The organism is Gilliamella sp. B3172, from assembly GCF_026536465.1.
Lineage (GTDB): Bacteria > Pseudomonadota > Gammaproteobacteria > Enterobacterales > Orbaceae > Gilliamella.
Genome location: NZ_JAFNOA010000007.1, coordinates 32,073 through 54,030 on the forward strand (window position 1 = coordinate 32,073; position 21,958 = coordinate 54,030).

Consider the following 21,958-nt stretch of genomic DNA (forward strand, 5'->3'; position numbering starts at 1 on the left):
CCTTCAATTAACGCAAGTTAACTAGTGTGTTGAGAATCTGATCTTGCGTTTTTATGGTTTGTGAGTTGGATTGATAATTACGCTGTGCAACAATCATATTAACCAGCTCTTGGCTCATATCCACATTTGACGATTCAACAGCACCACTCATTAATGAACCTAACGTACCTGAGTTTGCCATACCTAAAACTTCAGCACCCGAATTAAGTGTTGCACGCCAATTGTTATTGCCTGCTGGCTCAAGTCCATTAACGTTAGCAAAATCAGCCATAGCAATTTGACCTAATAACATGGTTTGTTGGTTAGAATAAATACCAAAGAGCGAACCATCATTAGCGATACTGTAACCGACCAAATCGCCTGCGGCGTATCCGTCAACAACTGGGGTTTTAATGCTACCGACTTCTTTGCCCATATTTTGCTGAGAGCTGTTCGTAAATGACAAAGTAAAACTGTTATCAGCAGAGCCATTAATGCCGTTTAAATTAATGGTCATATCCGGATCGCTAATTAATTTACCGGTAGAGTCAAACTCCATTTGACCTAATTTTTGCAAGCTCGCCGTTGGATCACTACCATCAAGGTAATGCACATCCCATTGATTATCTGCCGTTTTAACATAAAACAGCTGAACATTACGTTGATTACCTAATGAATCATAAGTGGTTATTGTCGTTGAGTAATTGAAAGTATCAGCATCAAGTGCATTTAATGGCTGCTTTTCAGGAACTTTACTGTTCGAATTTAAATTCGTTTGTAGTGAAGCTTTGGTCGTTGCCGAAGCATTTAACATCTCTTGTGATACTTTTAAAGGTTCTGGGGTTGCACCTTGTTGAATTTTAGGTGGTGTGCCGGTGGCAAGGTAACCGGTTAATTGTAAACCGTCAGCAGAGATAATGTTTCTTTCAGCATCTAATTGAAATTGCCCATTACGGGTATAGTAAACTTGACCACTGCTATCAACCAAACGGAAAAATCCATTACCCGAAATAGCGACATCTAAACTGTTATTGGTCGCTGTGGTAGTGCCGTCATTGAAATTTTGCACAACTGCTGCAACTTTTACGCCCATACCGACTTTTGAGCCAGCATAGATATCAGCAAATGAGATACTGGCGCTTTTAAAACCGACTGTTGCCGAATTGGCAATATTATTACCAATTACATCTAATTGCTTTGAAGCAGCATTCATACCACTAATTGCCTGAGAAAATCCCATGTGAACTTTATCTCCTTTAAAGAATTTGACGAACTTCGTCAATACTAATTGAACCGAGTATTCCTAAATCAAGTAATACTTTATTGTTAACCTTGCTATTAATAACGCCATAGACAACTGAATAAGATAATGCAGTTGATGACACTTTTTGCCCTTCGCTGGTTGCCTTAACGGTAAATGTGTAACTCCCGTCGGGTGCTGTTGTGCCGTCATTTAATTCACCATCCCAAGTAAATGAGCTTACCCCAGCAGGGATTGCGCCCAAATCAACTTCTCGTACCACATTGCCATTTTCATCTTGAATGGTAATAATGACTGAGTCAGCATCACGAACAAGCTCAAACCCAAATGGTGTTGTAATGGTTTCTTTTTCAGTTTTAGAACCTTCAATATCAGAAGTGGCAACCAATATTTTATTGCCGGGCACCATAACGCCTTTACCAATCATATTACTGGCATTAACCGACAAGCTGTCATCAATTTGACCGGAAACCATACCCAGTGTCGTATTAAGCCTTTCAATACCGGCTAACGTATTAATTTGCGCCAATTGTGATGTTAGTTGGCTATTATCCATTGGATTGGTTGGGTCTTGATTCTTCATTTGTGCAATGAGCAAAGTTAAGAAATTATCTTGTAGCTCTTTACTGGAATTACCGTCAGATGAGCTTTTTTGCAGTGATTGTGGACTTTTTGTCGCAGATGATTCAGAAACAGACACATTAGAAATCCCCATAAGCCACTCCCTATTATTGTCCTAAAGTCAGTGTTTTTAGCATTAAACTTTTTGCCGTATTAATCACTTCAACATTAGCTTGATAACTGCGAGAGGCTGAAATAGTATTTACCATTTCGGCAACCGGATCGACATTCGGTTTTTGAATATAACCTTGCTCATCGGCTAATGGATGATTGGGCTGATAAACTAAGTTCATTGGTGTTGGATCATCAATCACTTGAGCAACTTTTACACCAGAAACACGATTGGGATCCCCATAATTATCAACCTGAAAAATGACTTGTTTAGCTCGATATGCTTGACCGGAAGTACTGGTGACACTATCGGCATTGGCCAAATTACTGGCACTCACATTCATTCGTTGCGACTGTGCCATTAAAGCTGAACCCGAAATCGAAAAAATTGAAAAACTCATTATCGTTATCCTTGCTGCAATACTGCCATTACATTTTTAAACTGCTCACCTAAAAAGGTTAAATTACTTTGATAATGGATAGCGTTATCCATAAAAGCTGTTCGTTCATGATCCATTTCAACCGTATTACCGTCAGCAGACACTTGATAAGGAACTCGATAAAGAAGATCATAATTAAACTGATTTGATGAATTGACTTGAATATGATTTTTGGCAGTAATATTGAGTGTGACATGATTAATATTATACTGATGATTAATAGCCTTTTTTAATTCACGATTAAAATCAATATCTCGAGCCTGATAGTTAGGCGTATCACTATTGGCAATATTTGCCGCTAATATCTCTTGACGCTGGTTGCGAATATTTAATGCTTGTTGATGAAAATTAACAAAAGTATCTAATTTATTTAACATAAAATCATCTCATCTTTCTTGATGAAAAGAATTTTAAGTGAATAAAAAAAAACTCATCGTACAAATAAAGATAAAAATTGTCCTTATTTCTACATTCAATCCGGTTTTGATGAAGTAGAATTCAGTCATGGAATTTTTAAAAGCCAATCACTATGACGATAATGATGAGATTTACATTATTCGCTTTATTGCTACTTAGCAGTAATATTTGTTTTGCTGACTTAATGAAAAAACAAATTAAAGATGTCGTATTACAACAATTGAGCATCAAAGAAATTGATAGCTTAGATATTAAGTACCTTTCAACTAAACCCATTTTTAAATGCGATTTTCCGGTATTCACATTACTCAATAAAAGTAAATATTGGGGAAATATGACCTTGAGCGCTAAATGCAACAAAACGACACAATACATTCAAATATATGTATCTGTGATAGGCAAATATTTTGTTGCCAACCAACCAATAAGCGCCGGTACACAAATTACGGAAGATCATATTAAAATGCGATCTGGTCAATTAGATCAGTTTCCGGCTAGTGTTATTATCGATAAAGCCGAAATTATAAATAAAATAGCCATACGCAATATCAATAATGAAGAGCCACTCAAATCGGCAATGCTACAAAAAAATTGGCGCATTAAAGCTGGACAGATAGTAAAAGTGATGATCAATGGTGATGGATATTTAATTGCAACTAATGGTAAAGCATTAAGTAATGGGGCTTTAGATGATCTTATTAACATTAAACTTCAATCAGGTAATATTGTTGAAGGTCTGGTTACCGAGCAAGGTATAACAATTCTTAACAAATAAAATTAATGATTTTCTGATTTTTGCCGATAATTGAACTAAACAGATTATTTAAACCTCAACATAAATCAAAGGAATTTTTATGAGTATAGAGGCGACTAAATTAGTGACAACAATATCTGGGGTACTTAGCCGAGATGTATCAGTTGAACAGCATAAAAATAAAAATGCATCGGTGCAAACCAAAGACAACGCATCACAAAGTACTAACGTAAGTTTAAGCAAAAATACAATGACACTATTACAATCTACCCAAAGTGACATTGATATGGAAAAAGTTAACAACATCAAACAAGCGATAACAAATGGAAGCTTAGTGATAAACCCCGACAAAATTGCCGACGAGCTGATTAAACAAACAATTGCAGATATGAAAAGCTAATTTAGGTTTGAAGGAAAATAAAAATGTTAGAATTAGATAACATCTTAACTAAAGTAACAGCCATGTTACACACACTTTCAGATATCCTACAAACTGAACAACAAATATTGACCAATAAAAGTTCGATTAATCAGCTAAATGAAATAATCAATCAAAAAAGCAAGCTTCTTATCGAGCTAAAATTACTCGATGAGCAACGCATCAAAGTAAGCAAACAATTTGAGATTCAAACACCCTATAGCCAAGTTCCTGAGCTCGCTAAAAAGTGGCAAAAAATCACTGAGACAACCAAACAGCTTGCTCAAATCAATCGTGATAATGGCATGATTATTCAAAATCGCTTAAATATCACAGAGCAAACCATAAATCATTTAAGAAGCTTAAATAATCCCGTTGTTTATACCAATCATGGTTACCAACAAAACGAAACGATTTCATCAAAACGAGCTAAAGTTTAGTTCACCTTTGAATAGTTAATCTGTAAACGAGATAAATACCCTGTAAATTATGGTCTTTTCAAGCCAACAACTTTTCCAAGTTGCGTTCATACTATTACGACCAAAAACCCTAAATAGACCATAAATCGGTATTTAATTCCAAAATGGCTGACGATAGTGACTTAGATAAGAGTGAACAACCCACCGATAGCAAAATAAAAAAAGCTAAAGAAAAGGGACAGATTCCTCGTTCTCGTGAATTAACATCGTTAATAATACTACTCGTTGGCATTATGTTATTTTGGAGTATGGGGACAAATTTAGTCAGAAACTTAATAACCATTATCCAAACGGCAATGAAGGTATCTTATCGTGTCGACGACGATAAGCTAATGATATTTAATTTAGTCAATCTATTGACCGCCGGTTTTTGGGCTATTTTACCTATTTTTTGTGCTTTAGTTATCGTTGCAATCATTGCTCCAGCTGGAGTTGGTGGTTTACTGTTTAGTCTGCAATCTATTAAACCTAATTTTAAAAAATTGAATCCCATTGCCGGATTTAAACGATTATTTAGTGGCAGAATTTTCTCTGAATTACTTAAAAGTGTCTTAAAAGTTATTTTAATTTCTACCACTTCTGCGCTGTTTTTATTACACCACTTTCCTGACATGTTGGCACTGCCCAATATGTATCTAAATAATGCCTTAGCAAAGGTAGTACAACTTTTAATAATTTGTGGGATATTGGCGGTTTTATCTTTAATTCCAATGGTTAGTTTTGACATTTTTTATCAGATCTGGAGCAATCTGAAAAAATTGAAAATGTCTAAACAAGAGATCAAAGACGAATTTAAAGAGCAAGAGGGCAACCCACAAATCAAGGGGCGTATTCGTCAAATGCAACAGGCAGTAGCAAGGCGACGAATGATGAAAGATGTGGCGAAAGCAAATGTCATTGTTACTAACCCAACCCATTATGCTGTCGCATTACAATACGACGAAAAAACCATGGCTGCACCTAAATTATTGGCTAAAGGCACGAATAAAATTGCTTTGCGGATTAAAGAAATTGCAAACGAGCATAACATCCCACAATTAGAAGCGCCACCACTGGCACGTGCGCTATACCGACACGGCGAAATTGGTGAAACCATACCTGCTGAGTTATATACCGCCGTTGCTCAAATTTTGGCATGGGTCTATCAATTAAAACATTGGTATAAATATGGCGGTAATAAACCTATAGCACCGAATAATCTACCAATACCTGAATCATTCACCGTGAATAAATAAGGCAATCATTTTTGTTATGTTGAAATCAAAACTACAGAATTTATTATCAATTAATACTCTAAAAAATGGCCACTATCAAATATTAGCCGGGCCGATGCTTATTTTATTGATCCTGTCGATGATGGTACTGCCTTTACCAGCCTTTATTTTGGATCTATTTTTTACCTTTAATATCGCTTTATCCATTATTATTTTAATTGTGGCGCTATTTACTAAGCGTGTTCTTGATTTTGCGGCGTTCCCCACTGTTTTATTATTTGCCACTTTATTACGTTTATCTTTAAACGTTGCCTCAACTCGTGTTGTATTATTAAAAGGACATACCGGTAGTGCAGCTGCTGGGCGGGTCATTGAGGCATTCGGGCATTTTTTAGTAGGCGGTAATTTTGCAATCGGTATTGTTGTCTTTATTATTTTAGTCATAATTAACTTTATGGTTATTACCAAAGGCGCTGGTCGTATAGCAGAGGTTGGGGCGCGTTTTGCCTTAGACGGTATGCCGGGTAAACAAATGGCGATAGATGCCGATCTCAATGCCGGCTTAATTAACGAAGACGAAGCCAAATCCCGACGAGCTGAAGTAACTCAAGAAGCCGATTTTTATGGCTCAATGGATGGGGCAAGTAAATTTGTCCGTGGTGATGCGATTGCTGGCCTACTCATCATGGCAATCACCATTATTGGTGGCCTACTCGTTGGTGTTATGCAACACGATATGACGCTATCTGACGCCAGTAAAACTTATGTATTATTAACCATTGGTGATGGTCTGGTTGCCCAAATACCGTCGCTGATTATTTCAACCGCAGCGGGTGTGATTGTTACACGTGTTTCATCACAAGAAAATATCAGTGAACAGATGCTCAATCAACTATTTAATAATCCACAAGTTTTAATCTTAACAGCGGTTGTGATTGGTTTACTTGGATTAATTCCCGGCATGCCAAATATGGTTTTTTTAATCTTCACTGCATTTTTATCACTTATTGCGTGGTGGTTAACTAAACAGCAAAAGGCAAAACCGAAAAGTACCACCTTAAACACTGATGCACCAGCTACAACGCCAGCAAATAACGAAGCAAGTTGGTCTGATGTCAATATTGAGGATACATTGGCAATGGAAGTCGGTTATGGGCTGATTCCAATGGTTGATCAAACACAAAATGGTGAATTATTAGGACGAATCCGTAGCCTACGCAAAAAGTTTGCCCAAACATTTGGCTTTTTGCCGCCACAAGTCCATATCCGTGACAATCTTTCTTTAGCTCCTTATCAATATAAAATATTTATCAAAGGCGGAGAAATCGGTAAAGGGGAGATAATGAATAATAAATGGCTTGCGATCAATCCCGGTAATGTTACAGATAGCATCGAAGGTATCGCAACCACTGAACCTGCTTTTGGGTTACCAGCAATTTGGATAGATGAAAACAATAAAGAAAATGCCCAAATTTTAGGTTATACCGTAGTGGATACCAGCACCATGATTGCAACCCATTTCAATCATTTATTACAACAATTTGCCAGTGAACTACTCGGGCGTTTAGAAACTCAAGAATTACTTGAACGCATAAAACAAGAAGTGCCCAAACTTATCGAAGACTTTATTCCGGGCGTGGTGTCTTTAACGACATTTCACAAAGTTCTACAAAATCTAATAGCGGAAAAAGTATCAATTCGTGACATGCGAACAATTATTGAAACAATAAGTGAACATGCACCAAACCAAAATGATGCTTATCAGTTACTGAGCATTGTTAGAATCGCATTAGGAAGAGTTATTACTCAACAATGGTTTCCCGGTACAGATCCAATTAATGTCATTGGACTGAATGTCAATTTAGAACGTCTGTTACTGCAAGCAATGCAAAACACTAACAACGTTGAACCGGGATTAGCCGAACATATTATTCAACAAGTTCAGCAAGCAATTAATCAACAAGAAGCAATCGGTGCTCCGCCGGTATTATTAGTTAATCACACATTAAGACCAATGCTATCGCAATTTTTAAGACCAAGCTTTCCACAGCTAGCGGTATTATCAAATTTAGAAATTACGGATAATAGAGAGATTAAAATGACAACGCAAATTGGGGATGATAGTTAATAAATTATCTGTTAAAACCTTACATAAAATGAAACAATATTGAATGTAAGGTTTACCCTATATATTACTCAGCCACTACCGTAAAACGTTGCTTAATATGTTTGGCATTTTCAGCTTCATCGATCATGGCAATAGCATAATCGGCATAACTGATCCGGCTTTGTCCTTGCGAATTGAACAAGACCTGCTCATTACCGGCTTTATAGTGACCTGTTCTTGCTCCGTCGGCAATAAACTCAATCGCGGGGCTTAAGTAAGTCCAGTTTACATCCTGACATTTTTTAAGCTCATCTAGTGCTTTGGCCATATTATTGGCTAACGGTTTAAATTCTTCGGGAAATTCTGGGGTATCAACTAAACGAATAGTGTGTTGTGGATTAACATATAAACTACCCGCACCGCCAACAACTAATAAACGATTAGGTTTACCGCTTAAAATATCAGTAAGATGTTTTAAACTGGTTTGATGTTGAGGCAGTGATTCAAGACTCCATGTGGCAAATGCATCAACAATCACATCAAAAGGTTTCAAATCTTCATAAGTAAGTTCGAACAGATCTTTAACGAGAACTTTTGCATTAGGATCGACATGCGCATTTGGATTACGAACAATCGCCGTCACATCATGCCCACGCGCAATTGCTTCTTTAACGATTAAACTACCTGATTTACCACTCGCACCAATGACCGCAATTTTCATGGTCTACTCCTTTAATATTATCAAAATAAAATTTGGTTAACACTTTTTGACTTAACATGTTGATCAAAAAATGAATATATTTAGATTAATATTCAAAGTTTCCATTGTAAAGTAGGTACCATATAGTAATATAGTATCTATTTAGTAACTATTGTTGAATTTTAAGGAAATTATCAGCGTGTTAAGTAATGAAAATTTACCACCCTGCCCGGTTGAAACCACATTAATGCTAATGGGCGATAAATGGAAAGTCTTAATTGTTCGTGATTTATTAACAGGTACAAAACGCTTTGGTGAATTAAAAAAATCACTTAATGGTGTGTCACAGAAAGTCTTAACTCAACATCTAAGAACAATGGAAAAAAACGGCTTAGTCAGCCGCAAAGTCTATGCCCAAGTACCACCTAAAGTTGAATACACATTGACCGATGTCGGACAAAGCTTAAAACAAGTGCATGACGCTATGTTAGCGTGGGGAAGTGCTTATCAATTAAAACAGAGTGTTAAAAAATAGGCTTTATTTGAAAAATAAGTTAATTGTTAATGTCTTGTATGATGATTGTTTTTATTTAGGATGTTTATAATTATATTGATTTTTTTTGTAAATTAGACTTTTATCACATATTTAAATATATTTGTTCACTACTTTATCTAAATTTAAGTTAAACTTTTTTCTAATTTCAACTTTACTATAGATTGTCTAATATTTGAAAGGAAAAAACATTGGAATCAATAAGAACATATTGGTTTTTAGGCGCTAAATTTAATGGTAGTGAAGACCAAACAGAACGTTTTGTTAAATTAGGTATTTGGGAAAATGGTTATGATAATAAACATTTAAATACTGTACGGAGTATTAATGTTGGGGATCGGGTTGCAATCAAATCCACTTATAACTTAAAAAATAATTTACCCTTTGATAATAAAGGTCTAGCTGTTTCGGTAATGGAAATAAAGGCTATCGGCACGGTAACTCATAATCATGATGATGGGAAGTTATTAGAAATTGATTGGCAGAAAACTAACTTATCTAAAAAATGGTATTTCTTCACAAATATAGCAACTGTTTGGGGAGTAAAGGATGATCATTGGCTTTCAGAGCAACTAATCAACTTCACATTTTATGATAAGCCACAAGATATTGATTATTTTAGGAATGCGCCGTACTGGAAATCACGCTACGGTGATGAGAATGCACGCAATACACATCCCCAATTGTTTAAATGGATCCCTTTTTATGAAGCCGTAGCCAATAATCTATTAATTTATCAAAACAAAAGTAAACGTTCATCATTAATGAAGTTTATTAATCAGCTAGCAACAGAGTTTAATCTCTCCTATTTACTCGATAAAGGTTTACAGGATATTTGTCCTTTTACCGCATTAGGAACATTTAATCGACATATCAAAGAAGTGACAAGGAAAGAAATCGCTAAGAAGTGGGCTGAATTTCTTAAAATTGAAGAATCTATTCCTAACTCTTTTGAGGGTATTCCATTACTTAATAATCAAATTTCTTGGTTTTTCACTAACTCCGAAAATCAACAACAAGAAATTGATAATTTATGGGATTTTTATGCCGTTGCATTGAATTTTTCTAATTCTGATGAAAACTCTCAAGATGAGTTTAAACAAAAATTTGACTCGATTATGTCACAATTTTATTTTCCATGGCAATTAACCAATGGTTTATTTTGGATTCGTCCAAATGCTTATGTAGTATTAGATAAATTTTCCAAAAGTTACATTACCGACGATTTAGGTTTGATAAAAGATAAGAAGTTCTCTAAAGATCATTTTAATGGTAATGATTATCTTAAGTTACTTGATGATTTGGCGGTGAGATTTACCGAAGATTACTTCCCTATTCATTCTTTGCCTGAACTCTATTTAACGGCATTACGCAAATATAAAAATCGAAAATCGAATAATGAAGGTTCAATATCAAATAATCAATGGCAAATTAAATTATTAAAACGGATTAAAGAGCTTTGTCAAAAAAAAGGAACTAATGTTTTCCAACGTAAAGAGTTTCTTAATAAATATCGAGAACAACTTGAAGAAGAATTTCCCAATAATAGCGTGATAGACAAGTCGGTAGACAACACATTACAAAGAATGAGAGATAATCATATTTTAGAATTTTTGGGAAATGGAAAATATCGATTACGCAGTGATAATATTGATGAACAAAATGAAGAATTTATTGAAAGTGATGATGATATCGTTGAGCAATTATTAGTTAAGCAACCTTATACATTAAATGATTTAATTCAAGAAGGTTGTTTTGTTGACGAACAACAATTACAACAAATGTTAACAAGCTTAAAAATGAGAAAAAATATCATTTTACAAGGCCCTCCTGGTACAGGTAAAACTTGGCTTGCTAAAAGATTAGCTAATATTGTGATTGGATATAAAGATTCAAATAATATTCGAGCAATACAATTTCATCCAAATATGTCTTATGAAGATTTTATTCGTGGTTTTCGACCTGCCAGTGATGGCAAGCTAGCACTGATAGACGGTCCATTTTTGGAAATTATTAATCAAGCACGCAATGATACACAATCTAAATATGTCATGGTGATTGAGGAAATTAATCGAGGAAATCCGGCTCAAATTTTTGGTGAAATGCTAACACTACTTGAAGCGGATAAACGAACGCCAAGTGAAGCATTAGAATTAACCTATCGTCGTGAACATGAAAACGGAATATTTATTCCTGATAATTTATATGTCATTGGTACGATGAATATAGCTGATAGATCATTAGCTATAGTCGATTTTGCACTACGTCGACGCTTTGCATTTTTCACATTAGCACCTAATTTCGGTGAAAAATGGTTAAATTATATGCATGAAAAAACGAAACTGCCGATAGAAATACTAGAAAGAATAAAAAATTGTATTAATGCTTTAAATAACTTTATTAGTGAAGAAAGAATGTTGGGCAGTGCTTTTGCTATTGGTCATAGTTATTTAACTCATCATCAAGTAATATCGGATGCATCAATGTGGTATAGAGATATTATTGATTCTGAAATCAGACCTTTATTAGAAGAATATTGGTTTGATGAAAAAGGTAAACTTAACGATGCGATAAGATTAATCACAATTGCAGATAATAATTTAAATGAATAATAAATCAAGACGATCAGTGAATACTACTGTAGGGAAAATACCTATTAAGAACATATGGTTACTTTTACTCTATGCCTCTGATTATTATAAAGAGCTTGATACACAACAAAAAATTGAATTTGAAGATAATCCTGAAAAAATTTTTGAATTAGCTGCCGAACTTTATTGTAAGGCAGTTGATAAACGATTACGTTATTCATTGTCCAACGGCTACCAACCTAAAAATGAAATTTTAACCAGAGTCAGAGGAAAAATTGACTATCTAAATACTTCGCGCAAATTATTATTAGAAAAGGGTAGAGTTCAATGTTTTTATGATAATTTAACGATTAATACCCCCAAAAACCAATATATTCATAGTGCAGCCTATGTTTTATTAAATCAACTAACAAATAACCGTTTAATTGAAAAATGTAAAAAAATAACGAATCGTTTTAAAGCGTTGAAAATAGGGCAATCCAAACATTACAATCCAATAATTGATCATTACAATAGATCCAATCTACAAGATAATCTTTTAGTTTCTGTCTCACATTTAATTCATAGCTTGTCAATTCCAACTGAATTACTAGGGTTAGAAACTATCAATAAATTAGAAAAAACAGATGTTTGGTTGAGATCATTGTTTGAAAGAGCAGTAATCGGTTTGTGTCGTGTCAATCTTAATCCAAATGATTGGCAAATAACATCTGGTAAAAGATTTACATGGCAATGTCAACAATCAACAGTCAATATTGATAAGTTTATGCCCATAATGATAACTGATCTAATTCTAGAAAATAGTAAAGCTAATTACCGCTTAATTGTTGATACTAAATGTACATCTATTTTTAAAAAATCAAGCCGTTCGTTTATAACAGATCATTTATATCAGCTCTATGCTTATGTAAGAAGCCAAGAAAAAAATGACGACCCTTTATCGTTTTCAGCATCAGGTATGTTACTTTATCCAACAGTGGATGAATCAATAAATGAACATACCCTAATTCAAGGACATCAATTAAATTTTTCTACTATTGATTTAAGACAAGAAAACTTGAAAATTAAGGATTGTTTACTGTCTTTATTAGCTCAAAATACATAAGCGAATTACATCAGCATTCGATACCATTAGAATGAATTGATATATTCCACCTGTGGTAGAATACACATTGACCGATGTCGTGCAAAGTTTAAAACAAGTGCATGACGCTATGTTAGCGTGGGGAAGTGCTTATCAATTAAAACAGGGTAAAAAGTAGGTTTTAGTGATAAAAAGTTTTTTCTATCTATGCATAAGTAATGTTAGCAAATTGATAGCATGATTTTCATTAAGCAAAAAATGATGGCTAATTAGCATCAAATTTAGAACAAATGAAATAAAATTCATCCGGTTTTGAGTCTTTATCCTGACCAATAACGATTGTATCTGGGTAAAGATTGTTGTCGGTAATAGGGGTAATTTCCTTTCGGAATATGTCTGTATCATTTAAAGGAATAGGTTCTTCACAGCTGCGTAATATAGGGTTAACCTCAATCAATTTAGCGAACTTGTGCATATCACCTTTGGCTTTAGCATAAAAAGAAGTGATGAAATTATCGCTTTCATAACGAATCATATTCACCCATACATTCTTGACTTTGATAGGTTGCTCAAAATGGTATTCGATTTCAGTTATACTATCTTGTTTTTTGTTTTTTATAGTAATTTTTTGTTTTTCAAGTTCAGCAATAATCTTTTTATCTTCTATGACAAAAGGCTTTGACTGACATAATAAAGCCGATCTAAATTGTTCTGTTATGGTTGTATTCTTCGTGTCATCACTAGAGGCATATCCAGATAAACTCAACAAAAACAGAGCGGAAGTATAAGTCAAAAGTAAATGTAATTTTTTCATGTCTTATGGCTTTTAGTAAAGTTACAGATTGAGTTAAATTGTATTACCGAGAACTTGTCAAATTTTAATCTAATTCTACCACTGAATTTAAATAAAATATAAGCAATATTGCATATATTTAAATATCAACCAACCTGCCACCATATCGCAATTTTGTTAAAACTATATTACTATAATTTAATTGATCTTTATTCAGTAAATTTATTATGAGCAAGTCATTGAGCCATTTAACCATTAAAGATATTGCTAAACTTAGTGGTGTAAGCAAATCAACGGTTTCAAGAGTAATTAACCATGATCCTATGGTGAAAGAGGCAACACGTAATAAAGTCAATGCCATTATTGAACAGTATCAATTTACGCCTTCCAAATCAGCTAGAGCAATGCGAGGTTATGGTAATAAAGTGATTGGTATTATTGTCACTCGGCTCGATTCAATGTCTGAAAATCAAGCTGTTCGAAGTATGCTACCTATTTTTTACCAATCTGGCTATGACCCGATAATCATTGAAAGCCAATTTTGTGTTACAAAGGTATCAGAACATCTTTCCATGTTAAAAGAGAAGCAAGCTGACGGAGTAATCATTTTTGCTTTCAACGGGCTTGAACACTCATTATTATCATTTTGGCAACGCAAATGTGTCATCATAGCAAGATCTTTTTCTAACTATAATTGTATTTGTTATGATGATACGGGTGCAGTAATTAAGCTACTTAACCATTTATATTTTGAAAAAAAATTTAAAGACATTGCTTTTATTGGTGTCGAGCAACAAGATCAAACTACAGGCGCATTACGTTACCAAGCTTATCTTGATTTTTGCCATAAACAGCAACTTTTACCTAATGCCGCTTTAAGCAAATTGAGTTACCGCTCCGGTTATGATCTTGCCGCATCCGTGTTAAAAAAATCACCGTGCGCTATCATTTGTGCGACAGACAGTATTGCTTTAGGTTTAAACAAATATTTAGCTGAAAATCAGTTAAAACATATTGTCGTTGCGAGTGTTGGCAATAGTGAACTACTTCAATTCTTATTTGCTAATACTTTAGTGGTTGAGCTAGGGTTTGATAAAGCAGGCACTTATGCTGCGCAAGAATTACTGGCTATGTTAAAAGGTAAAGTTGAATATAAAACCATTACTGTGACATCTTGTTTATTTAACACGTCAAAATAGACTTATCTCCCCCAAATTTTAATAAAAATGTGAATTGAATCACAAAAAGGGAACGTTCCCATTTATTAGTTATCAAATTCATTTTATGCTAAAACCCTATCATAAAATAGCCACATTATTGATCACATTAAAAATGTACAAGTACAAAAGAAAAGGAGGCCTGCTATGGCTAAAGATTCCAATATCACAACAGAATCAATTATGCAGTTAATTGAATTTGTTGGTGGGAAACATAATGTTGCCAGTGTTAGCCATTGTTTAACTCGGCTCAGATTTGCTTTAGCAGATCCTAAATTAGCCAATATCGAAGCAATTGAAGAGCTGCCTTTTGTGAAAGGCTGTTTTAGTAATGCCGGACAATTTCAAGTCATTATCGGCACAAATGTTGATAGCTATTACAAAGTGCTTATTGAGCAATTAAATTTAGATGAAGCCAACAAAGAGCAAACAAAGGCTGCAGCTAAGCAAAATATGTCATGGTTTGAACGGTTAATCTCAAATTTAGCTGAAATTTTTGTCCCATTATTACCCGCACTGATTGCGGGCGGCTTATTACTTGGCTTGCGTAATGTGATTGGTGACATGCCAACTATCAACGATAAACCGCTTACTGACACTTATACTTGGTTGGTACCTATTCATAGTTTTCTTTGGTTACCGTGTGAAGCGATTTTCAATTTTCTACCGGTAGCCATATGTTGGTCTACAGTCAAAAAAATGGGCGGTTCCCCTGTGTTAGGGATCGTTTTAGGGATAACATTGGTTTCCCCACAACTAATGACTGCTTATAATCTAGGGAAAATCGTTCCCGAAGTGTGGGATTTTGGTTGGTTTACTATTGCTAAAGTTGGTTATCAGGCACAAGTTATACCGTCAATTTTTGCCGGTTTAGCGTTAGGATGGATTGAAACTCGATTACGTAGAATTGTCCCTAATTACCTAACTTTAGTGATTGTCCCAATCGTATCACTACTATTAGCCGTCGTCCTTGCACATTTTCTTTTAGGACCAATCGGACGAATGTTAGGCAATGGTATTGCTTATGTAGTTAAATATTTAATGACTGGTGATTATGCCTTCATTGGCTCGGCAATTTTTGGATTCTTCTATGCTCCTTTGGTTATTACAGGGATTCACCATACTACATTAGCTATTGATATGCAGGTGACAGAAAGTATGGGCGGTACACCGATTTGGCCAATCATTGCCTTATCTAATATTGCTCAAGCCTCAGCCGTTGTTGGCATCATTCTAATCAGTAAAAAACATAATGAGCGCGAAGTTTCCATACCTGCGGCAATATCAGGTTACCTAGGTGTAACTGAGCCAGCTATGTACGGTATCAATTTACGCTATAAATTCCCAATGTTCTGTGCCATGATTGGAGCAGCTAGTGCTGGGTTAATCTGTGGTTTATATGGTGTGTTATCAAATGGTATTGGTGTCGGCGGATTACCAGGCATCTTATCGATTCAACCCGTTTATTGGGGAATTTATGCCTTAGCTATGTTGGTGGCAATAGTTGTGCCAATTATTTTAACAGCAGCTGTTTATAAATTGAAATTGAAAAAAGGCACATTAGAGATTCGCTAAACACGATTTAATAACCGTTAACCATTCGATTACTGAATGGTTAATTCATGTCAGATTAAAAATTAAGAGCAAACAATGAATACGAACGAAATCCCTTGGTGGCAAAATGGTACTATTTATCAAATCTATCCCAAAAGCTTTCAAGCCAGTGGTGCGAGTTCAACGGGGGATTTATTAGGCATTATAAGTCGATTAGATTATCTTAAAAATCTGGGAATTAGTGCGATTTGGTTAACGCCAATTTATCCTTCTCCGCAAGTTGATAATGGTTATGATGTATCAGATTATTATGATATCGATCCGGCTTATGGCACGATGCATGACTTTGAATTATTGGTGAAGCAGGCGCATGAACGTGATATCCGGATTATGATGGATATGGTATTTAACCATACTTCAACACAGCATCCTTGGTTTAAATCCGCCTTAGATAAAAACAGCCCATTTCGATCGTTTTATATTTGGAAAGACGCCAAAGCTGACGGCTCAGAACCGAACAATTGGCGGTCAAAATTTGGCGGAAAAGCCTGGCAGTGGCATGAGCAATCCAAACAATACTATTTACACCTGTTTGCAAAACAGCAAGCCGATCTCAATTGGGAAAATCCAACCGTTCGCCAAGAGATTAAAAATGTCTGTCAATTTTGGGCGGATAAAGGCGTCGATGCATTAAGGCTTGATGTGATTAATTTAGTCTCTAAACAGCAAGACTTTCCGGATGACGTGCAAGGTGACGGAAGAATATATTATACGGACGGCCCGAAAATACACGAATTTTTGCAAGAGATAAGCCGAGATGTTTTTCAACCTAATGGTTTAAAAACAGTGGGTGAAATGTCGTCTACTACGCTTGAAAACTGTCAAAAATATGCCGCATTGGATGGCAAAGAGTTGACCATGACGTTTAATTTTCATCATTTAAAAATTGATTATCCAAATGGGGAAAAATGGACGCTGGCTAAACCTGATTTACTTGAACTCAAAAAGATACTTGGCTATTGGCAAGTGGGTATGCACGGTAAAGCGTGGAATGCGATTTTCTGGTGTAATCACGATCAACCTCGCATTGTGTCACGTTTAGGTAATGAAGACCAATACCACAGCGAATCGGCCAAAATGCTGGCAATGATTCTTTATGGACTACAAGGCACGCCGTATCTTTATCAAGGTGAAGAAATTGGGATGACCAACCCCCATTTTACCGATATTTCGCAATATAAAGATGTGGAAAGTCTTAACATCTATCAAGAAAAAATTGCCGAAGGTGTGTCAGAGTCTGATATGTTAGCGATTCTTGCCAGTAAATCACGGGACAATAGCCGAACACCAATGCAATGGGACAACACCGCCCACGCCGGATTTAGTCAAGGTAAACCTTGGATTGAGGTGGCAAACAATTACCCGAAAATCAATGTTAAGGCAGCACTTGACGATCCTAATTCCATTTTTTATTGCTATCAAACTTTAATCAAATTACGCAAAACATACCCGATCTTTATTTTCGGTGACTATCAAGATCTAACGCCTGATAATGCTGATTGCTGGTGTTATATCAGACATTGGAATAATCAAACATTACTTGTGATAGCCAATCTGACCGAAAATAGGGTTAAATGGGAATTACCTAAAGCATTAGAAAATAGTTCTTGGCAAAAGTTGTTGAGTAATTACCAAAATGAAACAACGTTAGAATCGGAATTAACATTGCAACCTTACGAAGCGATGTATTTTCTATTGAACGAAGATTAATAATTTTAACTATTGGCTTTTAATAAATCCAGTAACAGCGTAATCAATAAAGATTACGCTGTTTAATCTCATCATACCGACTAATATTGATACAATGACTCTCGCATGTTAACCAAAATCTGTAATACCTTAGCTGAATCAGGTTGTTCAGGTAGTGATGATGTTAGTGATGCAGTTTCAATGTCAGCCAGTAATGATTCGGCCATATCTATAATCTCATCATAGCTTAATTGACCATTTTTAATAGCGAGCAGTTCATCACGATTAGCGCATTTATTAGTAATAGTGCCTTTGGTCATTATTTCGTGAGCAACTTGTAATAAGCGAATGGTATGCATCATATTTTTAGCATCAAAATCATTACCATTTTCAATATTGCTACGATAACGCTGCTCATTACGTTCGGCAACCCATTGCCAGTAAGCCTTATAATCACGACAATGCGATGAAAAACCATCACGATTAAAACTTAAGTAAGCATTTACTGGGGTGCCTTCTTTCACCGACGACAAGCACAGTTCAGTCGAATCATCATGCTGAATAATACCATGATAACCGCAGTCTCCCGATGCATCATAAAAAAGTGCATATAAATCTCGACTATGTGGCACATTCACTAAACCACATAAGTGTTGATCAAGATGCTTTTCATTTAACCAATTGGTGAGAGGATAAGCATGCTGACCTTGAATGATATAACAAAAATCAAGGACTGTTTTACGTTTTACCTCAACGGGATTATTAATTTTTTTATTCAATCCTTTGGCTTTTTTAATTTGTGACATGGCATAATGAGCAAAGGTTTGTTTAGTTTGCTGAGATAGAAATAGATCAAGGGTTAACTGCTGCATTATCGGATGTTGATATAAAATACAGTCTGGTGCAGAAGCCAATACTTCTAAAATATTCGGATTATTTTTTAGTAATAACTCGACAAAGCGTCCTAATTCATAATAGACAATATCATTGGTTTCATTACTAATTTGCGGAATATACTCCAGTCCATAAAATTTATCTTTAGGTAAATAAAACACCCCTTTGATATCCGTATCCGATGTTTCGGTAGCTAATCCGAATGAACGACTACCACTAATTACTTCAAACAAAATAAGATTTTGCGCTTTTAAATCATCAATTGTCATTAAGTCTCCCTCAACGCTATTTTAAAGTCATTAATGTTTGCCTAAAAAATTGATCTAATTTATCTGCATTAAAATGTTGTTCGCAGATAGATTGAACTTGTTCAGAGATATCAATCATTGATTGTTCAATAAACAATAAGATTTCTGGCGCAATGGTAATCGGCGCTGATTCCACCATGGTTGCTTTTAATGTAATAATATCATTAATTTGCTGGCGCAAACTGTCCGGTAACAACGTTAATAACGGAATGATTGACATGGGCGCAATTTGCCGTTTTTCTAGGCACCATTTAGCACACAATAGTGGTCTTAGCACATAAAACAGTTTTTTTATGCCAATCTGCTGCCCATCACGGTTTTGTAAGGCACTTTTGGCAATACCTGAATAGTGATAAATATTACCACGCGCATTAAAAAAGTGGGCACACAGTTGCCACAGTTGTCCCGCAATGACTTCATTTTGTTGATAAATAATTGGAGATTGTAGCCATTCAAATGGCGTGGTGTTGGACTTACGTATTAACTGTAACGTCTTTTTCAGATCCCAACCTTGTAAATCCAATTCATCATCTACAGGAAAAGTTAAATGTGATGAAGGATTATCAATAGCTAAATACTTATCCAACGGATGAACGTAAATAAAACGCACATCATAATCACTATTTGGCGAGGGAAATCCCCACGCCCGACTACCCGACTCACAAGCGTATAAAATATGGATATGATATTGTTGTTCTAATTCAGTAATTTTCTGTTTTATTCGCCGTTCCATTTTAACTATTCCTTAATTTTGACACACTTTATTCATTATCATTGATAATCAATTAATTAACCATGACTATTTATGATAAAAAGCTTCAAATCTGAAATCATTTTAACCAAAAACGGGCTGTAACTTTTTTAGCATTAAAGTGTTGTATTTAAAATAAAATCCACTCTAGCCATCAAACCATAATTTTTGATCTTAATAGAAAGTATATGCGACAATATCGAGGACAAGGAGAATTTTTTTATGATGATGGACACATCCTTTTCAATAGAACAATGTGTAAAATACCACGCACAAGATGTTGATTATGTTTCTCAACGAGAAATCACATTAACACAAGATCAAGCGCTGAATATTGAAAAAAGAATGATTAATCGTAATCATGCAATTGCTCCTTTTTATTTCCCATATGGTGCATATGCCATTTCATCTGTTTTAGATGAATATGGTCTACAAGGACTTTATTATATGCCTGGCTCTTTAGAAGAAGCGGTAAAAGAGATTGAAGATAAAAAAGGACAAGTTAGTGAAAATAATTAATTTAGTAATTATCGTTTTATTTAATTTTATCGGTGCCTATCTAAGTTACCAATGGTGTTATTCAATAATTATAAGAAAACATCATCGTTTACCACCAGAATTATATTATTTGATATGTTATGGTTTGTGTTATTTCTGTTTTATTCTGATTTCTATCTTTCTTTTAAATAAAATAAAACGACCGATGACTTTAGTGATTTTCGGCGTGCCTATAGGTCTTATCATTACCGTAATGTCACCAATTTTCTTCATATTAATTATGGAAGATGATTATAAATCGATTTTTAATCTAGAGTTTATTATGGGGATATTAGGTATCACATCAATGATAACCCTTAATTTTATAATCTATCCGGCAATTTTATTATGCTGTCATTATTCTATTGGTGGGATACAAAAAATATTAAGTAAGATTGTGTTGAAGCAATAATTAATTGTCCGAACTAGCCAAAAAATCCCCCAACAATTTAATACTGTATAACTCCTTAAATTGGATTGTGATATTGAATTATCTACTGTTATTTTAGGCGTTATTATAATAAAGATTAGTAGAATTATAATCGAAACTAAAATGCTAAATGATTTTAATTGCAGTTTACGATGAACCTATCAGGCAAACTTAAAATAGTTATCATAGGTATGTCCCAGACTAATTTACTACTGCTAAGTATAAGAAAAATATGCTATATTATTTTTAAGTGATTTTACATGACGGTAAGATGGATATAAAACTAATCAAGCATGACAAACACTATATTGATGGGACGGATGATCTCTACAGTTTAATGCAACGTGTATTATTGCGTGATAATCAGTTCGACAAAGAAAAAGAACATTTTTGTATGATTGGCATAAATTAAGCTGGTTACATCCTGTATATCGAACTGATTGCGCTTGGCAGTTATAAATCGCCCGACGTTGAGCCGGTGAATGTAATTCGTGTTGCGATAATGAAAAACGCCTCACGGAGGGTATTAGTTTACAACCCTTCATCAGGATCGCTGACGCCGTTCGAGGCGGATAAAGATATCACCGATAGATTAATTCAAGTCGGCCGCATTTTAAATATCGACCTAATCGACCACCTAATCATCACCCCAAAAACCTATATCAGCTTCCGAAGTACTAAGCTTATGGATGAGTTAGAACAAAGCCTAAAATACGTCCCGACTTATCAAGTGATTGATATGATCCGTAAGGAAGAAAAAAGATCGCTAAAGAGAAGTTGGCGGTTGAAAAGGATAAGACAAAAACAGCTCAACAAAAAGCAAAAGCGGAAAAGGAACCTCGTGAAAAACTAGAACTGGCAACAGCAATAGCTTTACGTGGCAAAGGTGTATCAATCGAAGATATCGCGAAAATTCTGGATATATCTGAAAGAAAAGTTAATCAAATATAGGGGAAAGAGAGCTAATTAAAGTTCTTGAGCTCTCTATTTATGAGA

Annotated in this window: 24 protein-coding genes; 16 read left to right on the forward strand and 8 right to left on the reverse strand. The window is 34.9% G+C overall.

All coding sequences use genetic code 11. The annotated features are described in order from the left end of the window. Positions 1–7 precede the first annotated feature (7 nt). From flgE to flgB, 4 genes are read right to left on the reverse strand one after another with little or no spacing between them, the layout of a single operon-like run. Positions 8–1,219, reverse strand: coding sequence for a flagellar hook protein FlgE (gene flgE / locus J3U37_RS08575; protein WP_267374340.1), 1,212 nt, complete (start codon positions 1,217–1,219; stop codon positions 8–10). A 16-nt stretch (positions 1,220–1,235) separates the two neighbouring features. Beyond that, positions 1,236–1,955 carry a flagellar hook assembly protein FlgD gene (gene flgD, locus J3U37_RS08580; RefSeq protein WP_220218360.1) on the reverse strand — a complete coding sequence of 240 codons (720 nt, stop codon included), beginning with the start codon at positions 1,953–1,955 and terminating at the stop codon, positions 1,236–1,238. 13 nt (positions 1,956–1,968) lie between these two features. Beyond that, positions 1,969–2,373 carry a flagellar basal body rod protein FlgC gene (flgC, locus tag J3U37_RS08585; RefSeq protein WP_220218361.1) on the reverse strand — a complete coding sequence of 135 codons (405 nt, stop codon included), beginning with the start codon at positions 2,371–2,373 and terminating at the stop codon, positions 1,969–1,971. Positions 2,374–2,378: 5 nt separating this feature from the next. Beyond that, complete coding sequence (gene flgB, locus J3U37_RS08590; RefSeq protein ID WP_267374342.1) at positions 2,379–2,789, reverse strand: flagellar basal body rod protein FlgB; 411 nt, start codon at positions 2,787–2,789, stop codon at positions 2,379–2,381. A 224-nt stretch (positions 2,790–3,013) separates the two neighbouring features. On the opposite strand from flgB, the gene flgA reads away from it, so the two are divergent. The 5 genes from flgA (at position 3,014) to flhA (ending at position 7,822) form a co-directional block, all read left to right on the forward strand. Next, positions 3,014–3,604 (forward strand): flagellar basal body P-ring formation chaperone FlgA, encoded by a 591-nt coding sequence (gene flgA / locus J3U37_RS08595; protein WP_267374344.1) that lies wholly within the window; start codon positions 3,014–3,016, stop codon positions 3,602–3,604. Positions 3,605–3,683: 79 nt separating this feature from the next. Further along, a complete protein-coding gene (gene flgM / locus J3U37_RS08600) occupies positions 3,684–3,983 on the forward strand; it encodes a flagellar biosynthesis anti-sigma factor FlgM (RefSeq protein ID WP_267374347.1) in 300 nt (99 codons plus the stop codon). 23 nt (positions 3,984–4,006) lie between these two features. After that, positions 4,007–4,441 (forward strand): flagella synthesis protein FlgN, encoded by a 435-nt coding sequence (locus J3U37_RS08605; protein ID WP_220218365.1) that lies wholly within the window; start codon positions 4,007–4,009, stop codon positions 4,439–4,441. A gap of 143 nt (positions 4,442–4,584) precedes the next feature. Next, positions 4,585–5,715, forward strand: coding sequence for a flagellar biosynthesis protein FlhB (gene flhB / locus J3U37_RS08610; protein ID WP_267374351.1), 1,131 nt, complete (start codon positions 4,585–4,587; stop codon positions 5,713–5,715). Between the two features lie 16 nt (positions 5,716–5,731). Continuing rightward, positions 5,732–7,822, forward strand: a complete 2,091-nt coding sequence (gene flhA, locus J3U37_RS08615; RefSeq protein WP_267336004.1) for a flagellar biosynthesis protein FlhA — start codon at positions 5,732–5,734, stop codon at positions 7,820–7,822. A gap of 64 nt (positions 7,823–7,886) precedes the next feature. Here the strand turns inward: flhA and J3U37_RS08620 are convergent, their stop codons facing one another. Beyond that, on the reverse strand, positions 7,887–8,522 hold the full coding sequence (locus J3U37_RS08620) for an NAD(P)-dependent oxidoreductase (protein WP_267329336.1): 636 nt from the start codon (positions 8,520–8,522) through the stop codon (positions 7,887–7,889). A 226-nt stretch (positions 8,523–8,748) separates the two neighbouring features. Here J3U37_RS08620 and J3U37_RS08625 point away from each other — a divergent pair, with 226 nt between their 5' ends. The 4 genes from J3U37_RS08625 (at position 8,749) to J3U37_RS08640 (ending at position 12,907) form a co-directional block, all read left to right on the forward strand. Beyond that, positions 8,749–9,036 carry a winged helix-turn-helix transcriptional regulator gene (locus J3U37_RS08625; RefSeq protein WP_416380003.1) on the forward strand — a complete coding sequence of 96 codons (288 nt, stop codon included), beginning with the start codon at positions 8,749–8,751 and terminating at the stop codon, positions 9,034–9,036. A gap of 209 nt (positions 9,037–9,245) precedes the next feature. Further along, positions 9,246–11,666, forward strand: coding sequence for an AAA family ATPase (locus J3U37_RS08630; RefSeq protein WP_267374354.1), 2,421 nt, complete (start codon positions 9,246–9,248; stop codon positions 11,664–11,666). A 16-nt stretch (positions 11,667–11,682) separates the two neighbouring features. After that, on the forward strand, positions 11,683–12,750 hold the full coding sequence (locus J3U37_RS08635; protein WP_267374357.1) for a 5-methylcytosine restriction system specificity protein McrC: 1,068 nt from the start codon (positions 11,683–11,685) through the stop codon (positions 12,748–12,750). 52 nt (positions 12,751–12,802) lie between these two features. After that, positions 12,803–12,907, forward strand: a complete 105-nt coding sequence (locus J3U37_RS08640; RefSeq protein WP_267374360.1) for a hypothetical protein — start codon at positions 12,803–12,805, stop codon at positions 12,905–12,907. Between the two features lie 87 nt (positions 12,908–12,994). Here the strand turns inward: J3U37_RS08640 and J3U37_RS08645 are convergent, their stop codons facing one another. Then, on the reverse strand, positions 12,995–13,543 hold the full coding sequence (locus tag J3U37_RS08645; RefSeq protein WP_267374363.1) for a hypothetical protein: 549 nt from the start codon (positions 13,541–13,543) through the stop codon (positions 12,995–12,997). 206 nt (positions 13,544–13,749) lie between these two features. On the opposite strand from J3U37_RS08645, the gene treR reads away from it, so the two are divergent. The 3 genes from treR (at position 13,750) to treC (ending at position 18,063) form a co-directional block, all read left to right on the forward strand. Then, entirely contained in the window at positions 13,750–14,721 is a 972-nt protein-coding gene (gene treR, locus J3U37_RS08650; protein WP_220218370.1) for a trehalose operon repressor TreR, read from the forward strand. A gap of 165 nt (positions 14,722–14,886) precedes the next feature. Then, the gene (treB, locus tag J3U37_RS08655) at positions 14,887–16,314 is read left to right on the forward strand and encodes a PTS trehalose transporter subunit IIBC (protein WP_267374365.1); all 1,428 of its coding nucleotides are present in this window, start codon (positions 14,887–14,889) and stop codon (positions 16,312–16,314) included. 75 nt (positions 16,315–16,389) lie between these two features. Further along, on the forward strand, positions 16,390–18,063 hold the full coding sequence (treC, locus tag J3U37_RS08660; RefSeq protein ID WP_267374368.1) for an alpha,alpha-phosphotrehalase: 1,674 nt from the start codon (positions 16,390–16,392) through the stop codon (positions 18,061–18,063). Positions 18,064–18,143: 80 nt separating this feature from the next. Here treC and J3U37_RS08665 read toward each other — a convergent pair whose 3' ends face one another. Both J3U37_RS08665 and J3U37_RS08670 read right to left on the reverse strand, forming a co-directional pair. Continuing rightward, positions 18,144–19,205 (reverse strand): DNA polymerase beta superfamily protein, encoded by a 1,062-nt coding sequence (locus J3U37_RS08665; protein WP_267374371.1) that lies wholly within the window; start codon positions 19,203–19,205, stop codon positions 18,144–18,146. Positions 19,206–19,221: 16 nt separating this feature from the next. Beyond that, the gene (locus J3U37_RS08670) at positions 19,222–19,977 is read right to left on the reverse strand and encodes a nucleotidyltransferase domain-containing protein (protein WP_267374373.1); all 756 of its coding nucleotides are present in this window, start codon (positions 19,975–19,977) and stop codon (positions 19,222–19,224) included. A 243-nt stretch (positions 19,978–20,220) separates the two neighbouring features. Between J3U37_RS08670 and J3U37_RS08675 the strand changes: the two genes are divergently transcribed. The 4 genes from J3U37_RS08675 to J3U37_RS08685 all read left to right on the forward strand — a co-directional run bounded on the left by J3U37_RS08675 (position 20,221) and on the right by J3U37_RS08685 (position 21,913). Further along, the gene (locus J3U37_RS08675) at positions 20,221–20,514 is read left to right on the forward strand and encodes a hypothetical protein (RefSeq protein WP_267374376.1); all 294 of its coding nucleotides are present in this window, start codon (positions 20,221–20,223) and stop codon (positions 20,512–20,514) included. A gap of 719 nt (positions 20,515–21,233) precedes the next feature. After that, positions 21,234–21,374: a hypothetical protein gene (locus J3U37_RS08680; protein ID WP_267335993.1), complete on the forward strand. Its 141-nt coding sequence runs from the start codon at positions 21,234–21,236 to the stop codon at positions 21,372–21,374. Between the two features lie 18 nt (positions 21,375–21,392). Further along, entirely contained in the window at positions 21,393–21,815 is a 423-nt protein-coding gene (locus tag J3U37_RS12175; RefSeq protein WP_416380004.1) for a JAB domain-containing protein, read from the forward strand. Next, the gene (locus J3U37_RS08685; RefSeq protein ID WP_267374379.1) at positions 21,740–21,913 is read left to right on the forward strand and encodes a hypothetical protein; all 174 of its coding nucleotides are present in this window, start codon (positions 21,740–21,742) and stop codon (positions 21,911–21,913) included. Before J3U37_RS12175 ends, J3U37_RS08685 begins: the two co-directional genes overlap by 76 nt. The last annotated feature ends 45 nt before the right edge of the window (positions 21,914–21,958 follow it).

Bases quoted from the DNA above. Each gene is read 5' to 3' on its own strand.
- flgC (WP_220218361.1), bottom strand. From the start codon at position 2,373: ATGAGTTTTTCAATTTTTTCGATTTCGGGTTCAGCTTTAATGGCACAG.
- J3U37_RS08620 (WP_267329336.1), bottom strand. From the start codon at position 8,522: ATGAAAATTGCGGTCATTGGTGCGAGTGGTAAATCAGGTAGTTTAATC.
- J3U37_RS08665 (WP_267374371.1), bottom strand. From the start codon at position 19,205: ATGACAATTGATGATTTAAAAGCGCAAAATCTTATTTTGTTTGAAGTA.
- J3U37_RS08625 (WP_416380003.1), top strand. From the start codon at position 8,749: ATGCTAATGGGCGATAAATGGAAAGTCTTAATTGTTCGTGATTTATTA.
- J3U37_RS08675 (WP_267374376.1), top strand. From the start codon at position 20,221: ATGATGGACACATCCTTTTCAATAGAACAATGTGTAAAATACCACGCA.
- J3U37_RS08680 (WP_267335993.1), top strand. From the start codon at position 21,234: ATGGATATAAAACTAATCAAGCATGACAAACACTATATTGATGGGACG.
- J3U37_RS08605 (WP_220218365.1), top strand. From the start codon at position 4,007: ATGTTAGAATTAGATAACATCTTAACTAAAGTAACAGCCATGTTACAC.
- flgB (WP_267374342.1), bottom strand. From the start codon at position 2,789: ATGTTAAATAAATTAGATACTTTTGTTAATTTTCATCAACAAGCATTA.
- J3U37_RS08670 (WP_267374373.1), bottom strand. From the start codon at position 19,977: ATGGAACGGCGAATAAAACAGAAAATTACTGAATTAGAACAACAATAT.
- flgA (WP_267374344.1), top strand. From the start codon at position 3,014: ATGAAAAAACAAATTAAAGATGTCGTATTACAACAATTGAGCATCAAA.
- flgM (WP_267374347.1), top strand. From the start codon at position 3,684: ATGAGTATAGAGGCGACTAAATTAGTGACAACAATATCTGGGGTACTT.
- treC (WP_267374368.1), top strand. From the start codon at position 16,390: ATGAATACGAACGAAATCCCTTGGTGGCAAAATGGTACTATTTATCAA.
- J3U37_RS08645 (WP_267374363.1), bottom strand. From the start codon at position 13,543: ATGAAAAAATTACATTTACTTTTGACTTATACTTCCGCTCTGTTTTTG.
- treR (WP_220218370.1), top strand. From the start codon at position 13,750: ATGAGCAAGTCATTGAGCCATTTAACCATTAAAGATATTGCTAAACTT.
- flhA (WP_267336004.1), top strand. From the start codon at position 5,732: ATGTTGAAATCAAAACTACAGAATTTATTATCAATTAATACTCTAAAA.
- flgE (WP_267374340.1), bottom strand. From the start codon at position 1,219: ATGGGATTTTCTCAGGCAATTAGTGGTATGAATGCTGCTTCAAAGCAA.
- flgD (WP_220218360.1), bottom strand. From the start codon at position 1,955: ATGGGGATTTCTAATGTGTCTGTTTCTGAATCATCTGCGACAAAAAGT.
- treB (WP_267374365.1), top strand. From the start codon at position 14,887: ATGGCTAAAGATTCCAATATCACAACAGAATCAATTATGCAGTTAATT.
- flhB (WP_267374351.1), top strand. From the start codon at position 4,585: ATGGCTGACGATAGTGACTTAGATAAGAGTGAACAACCCACCGATAGC.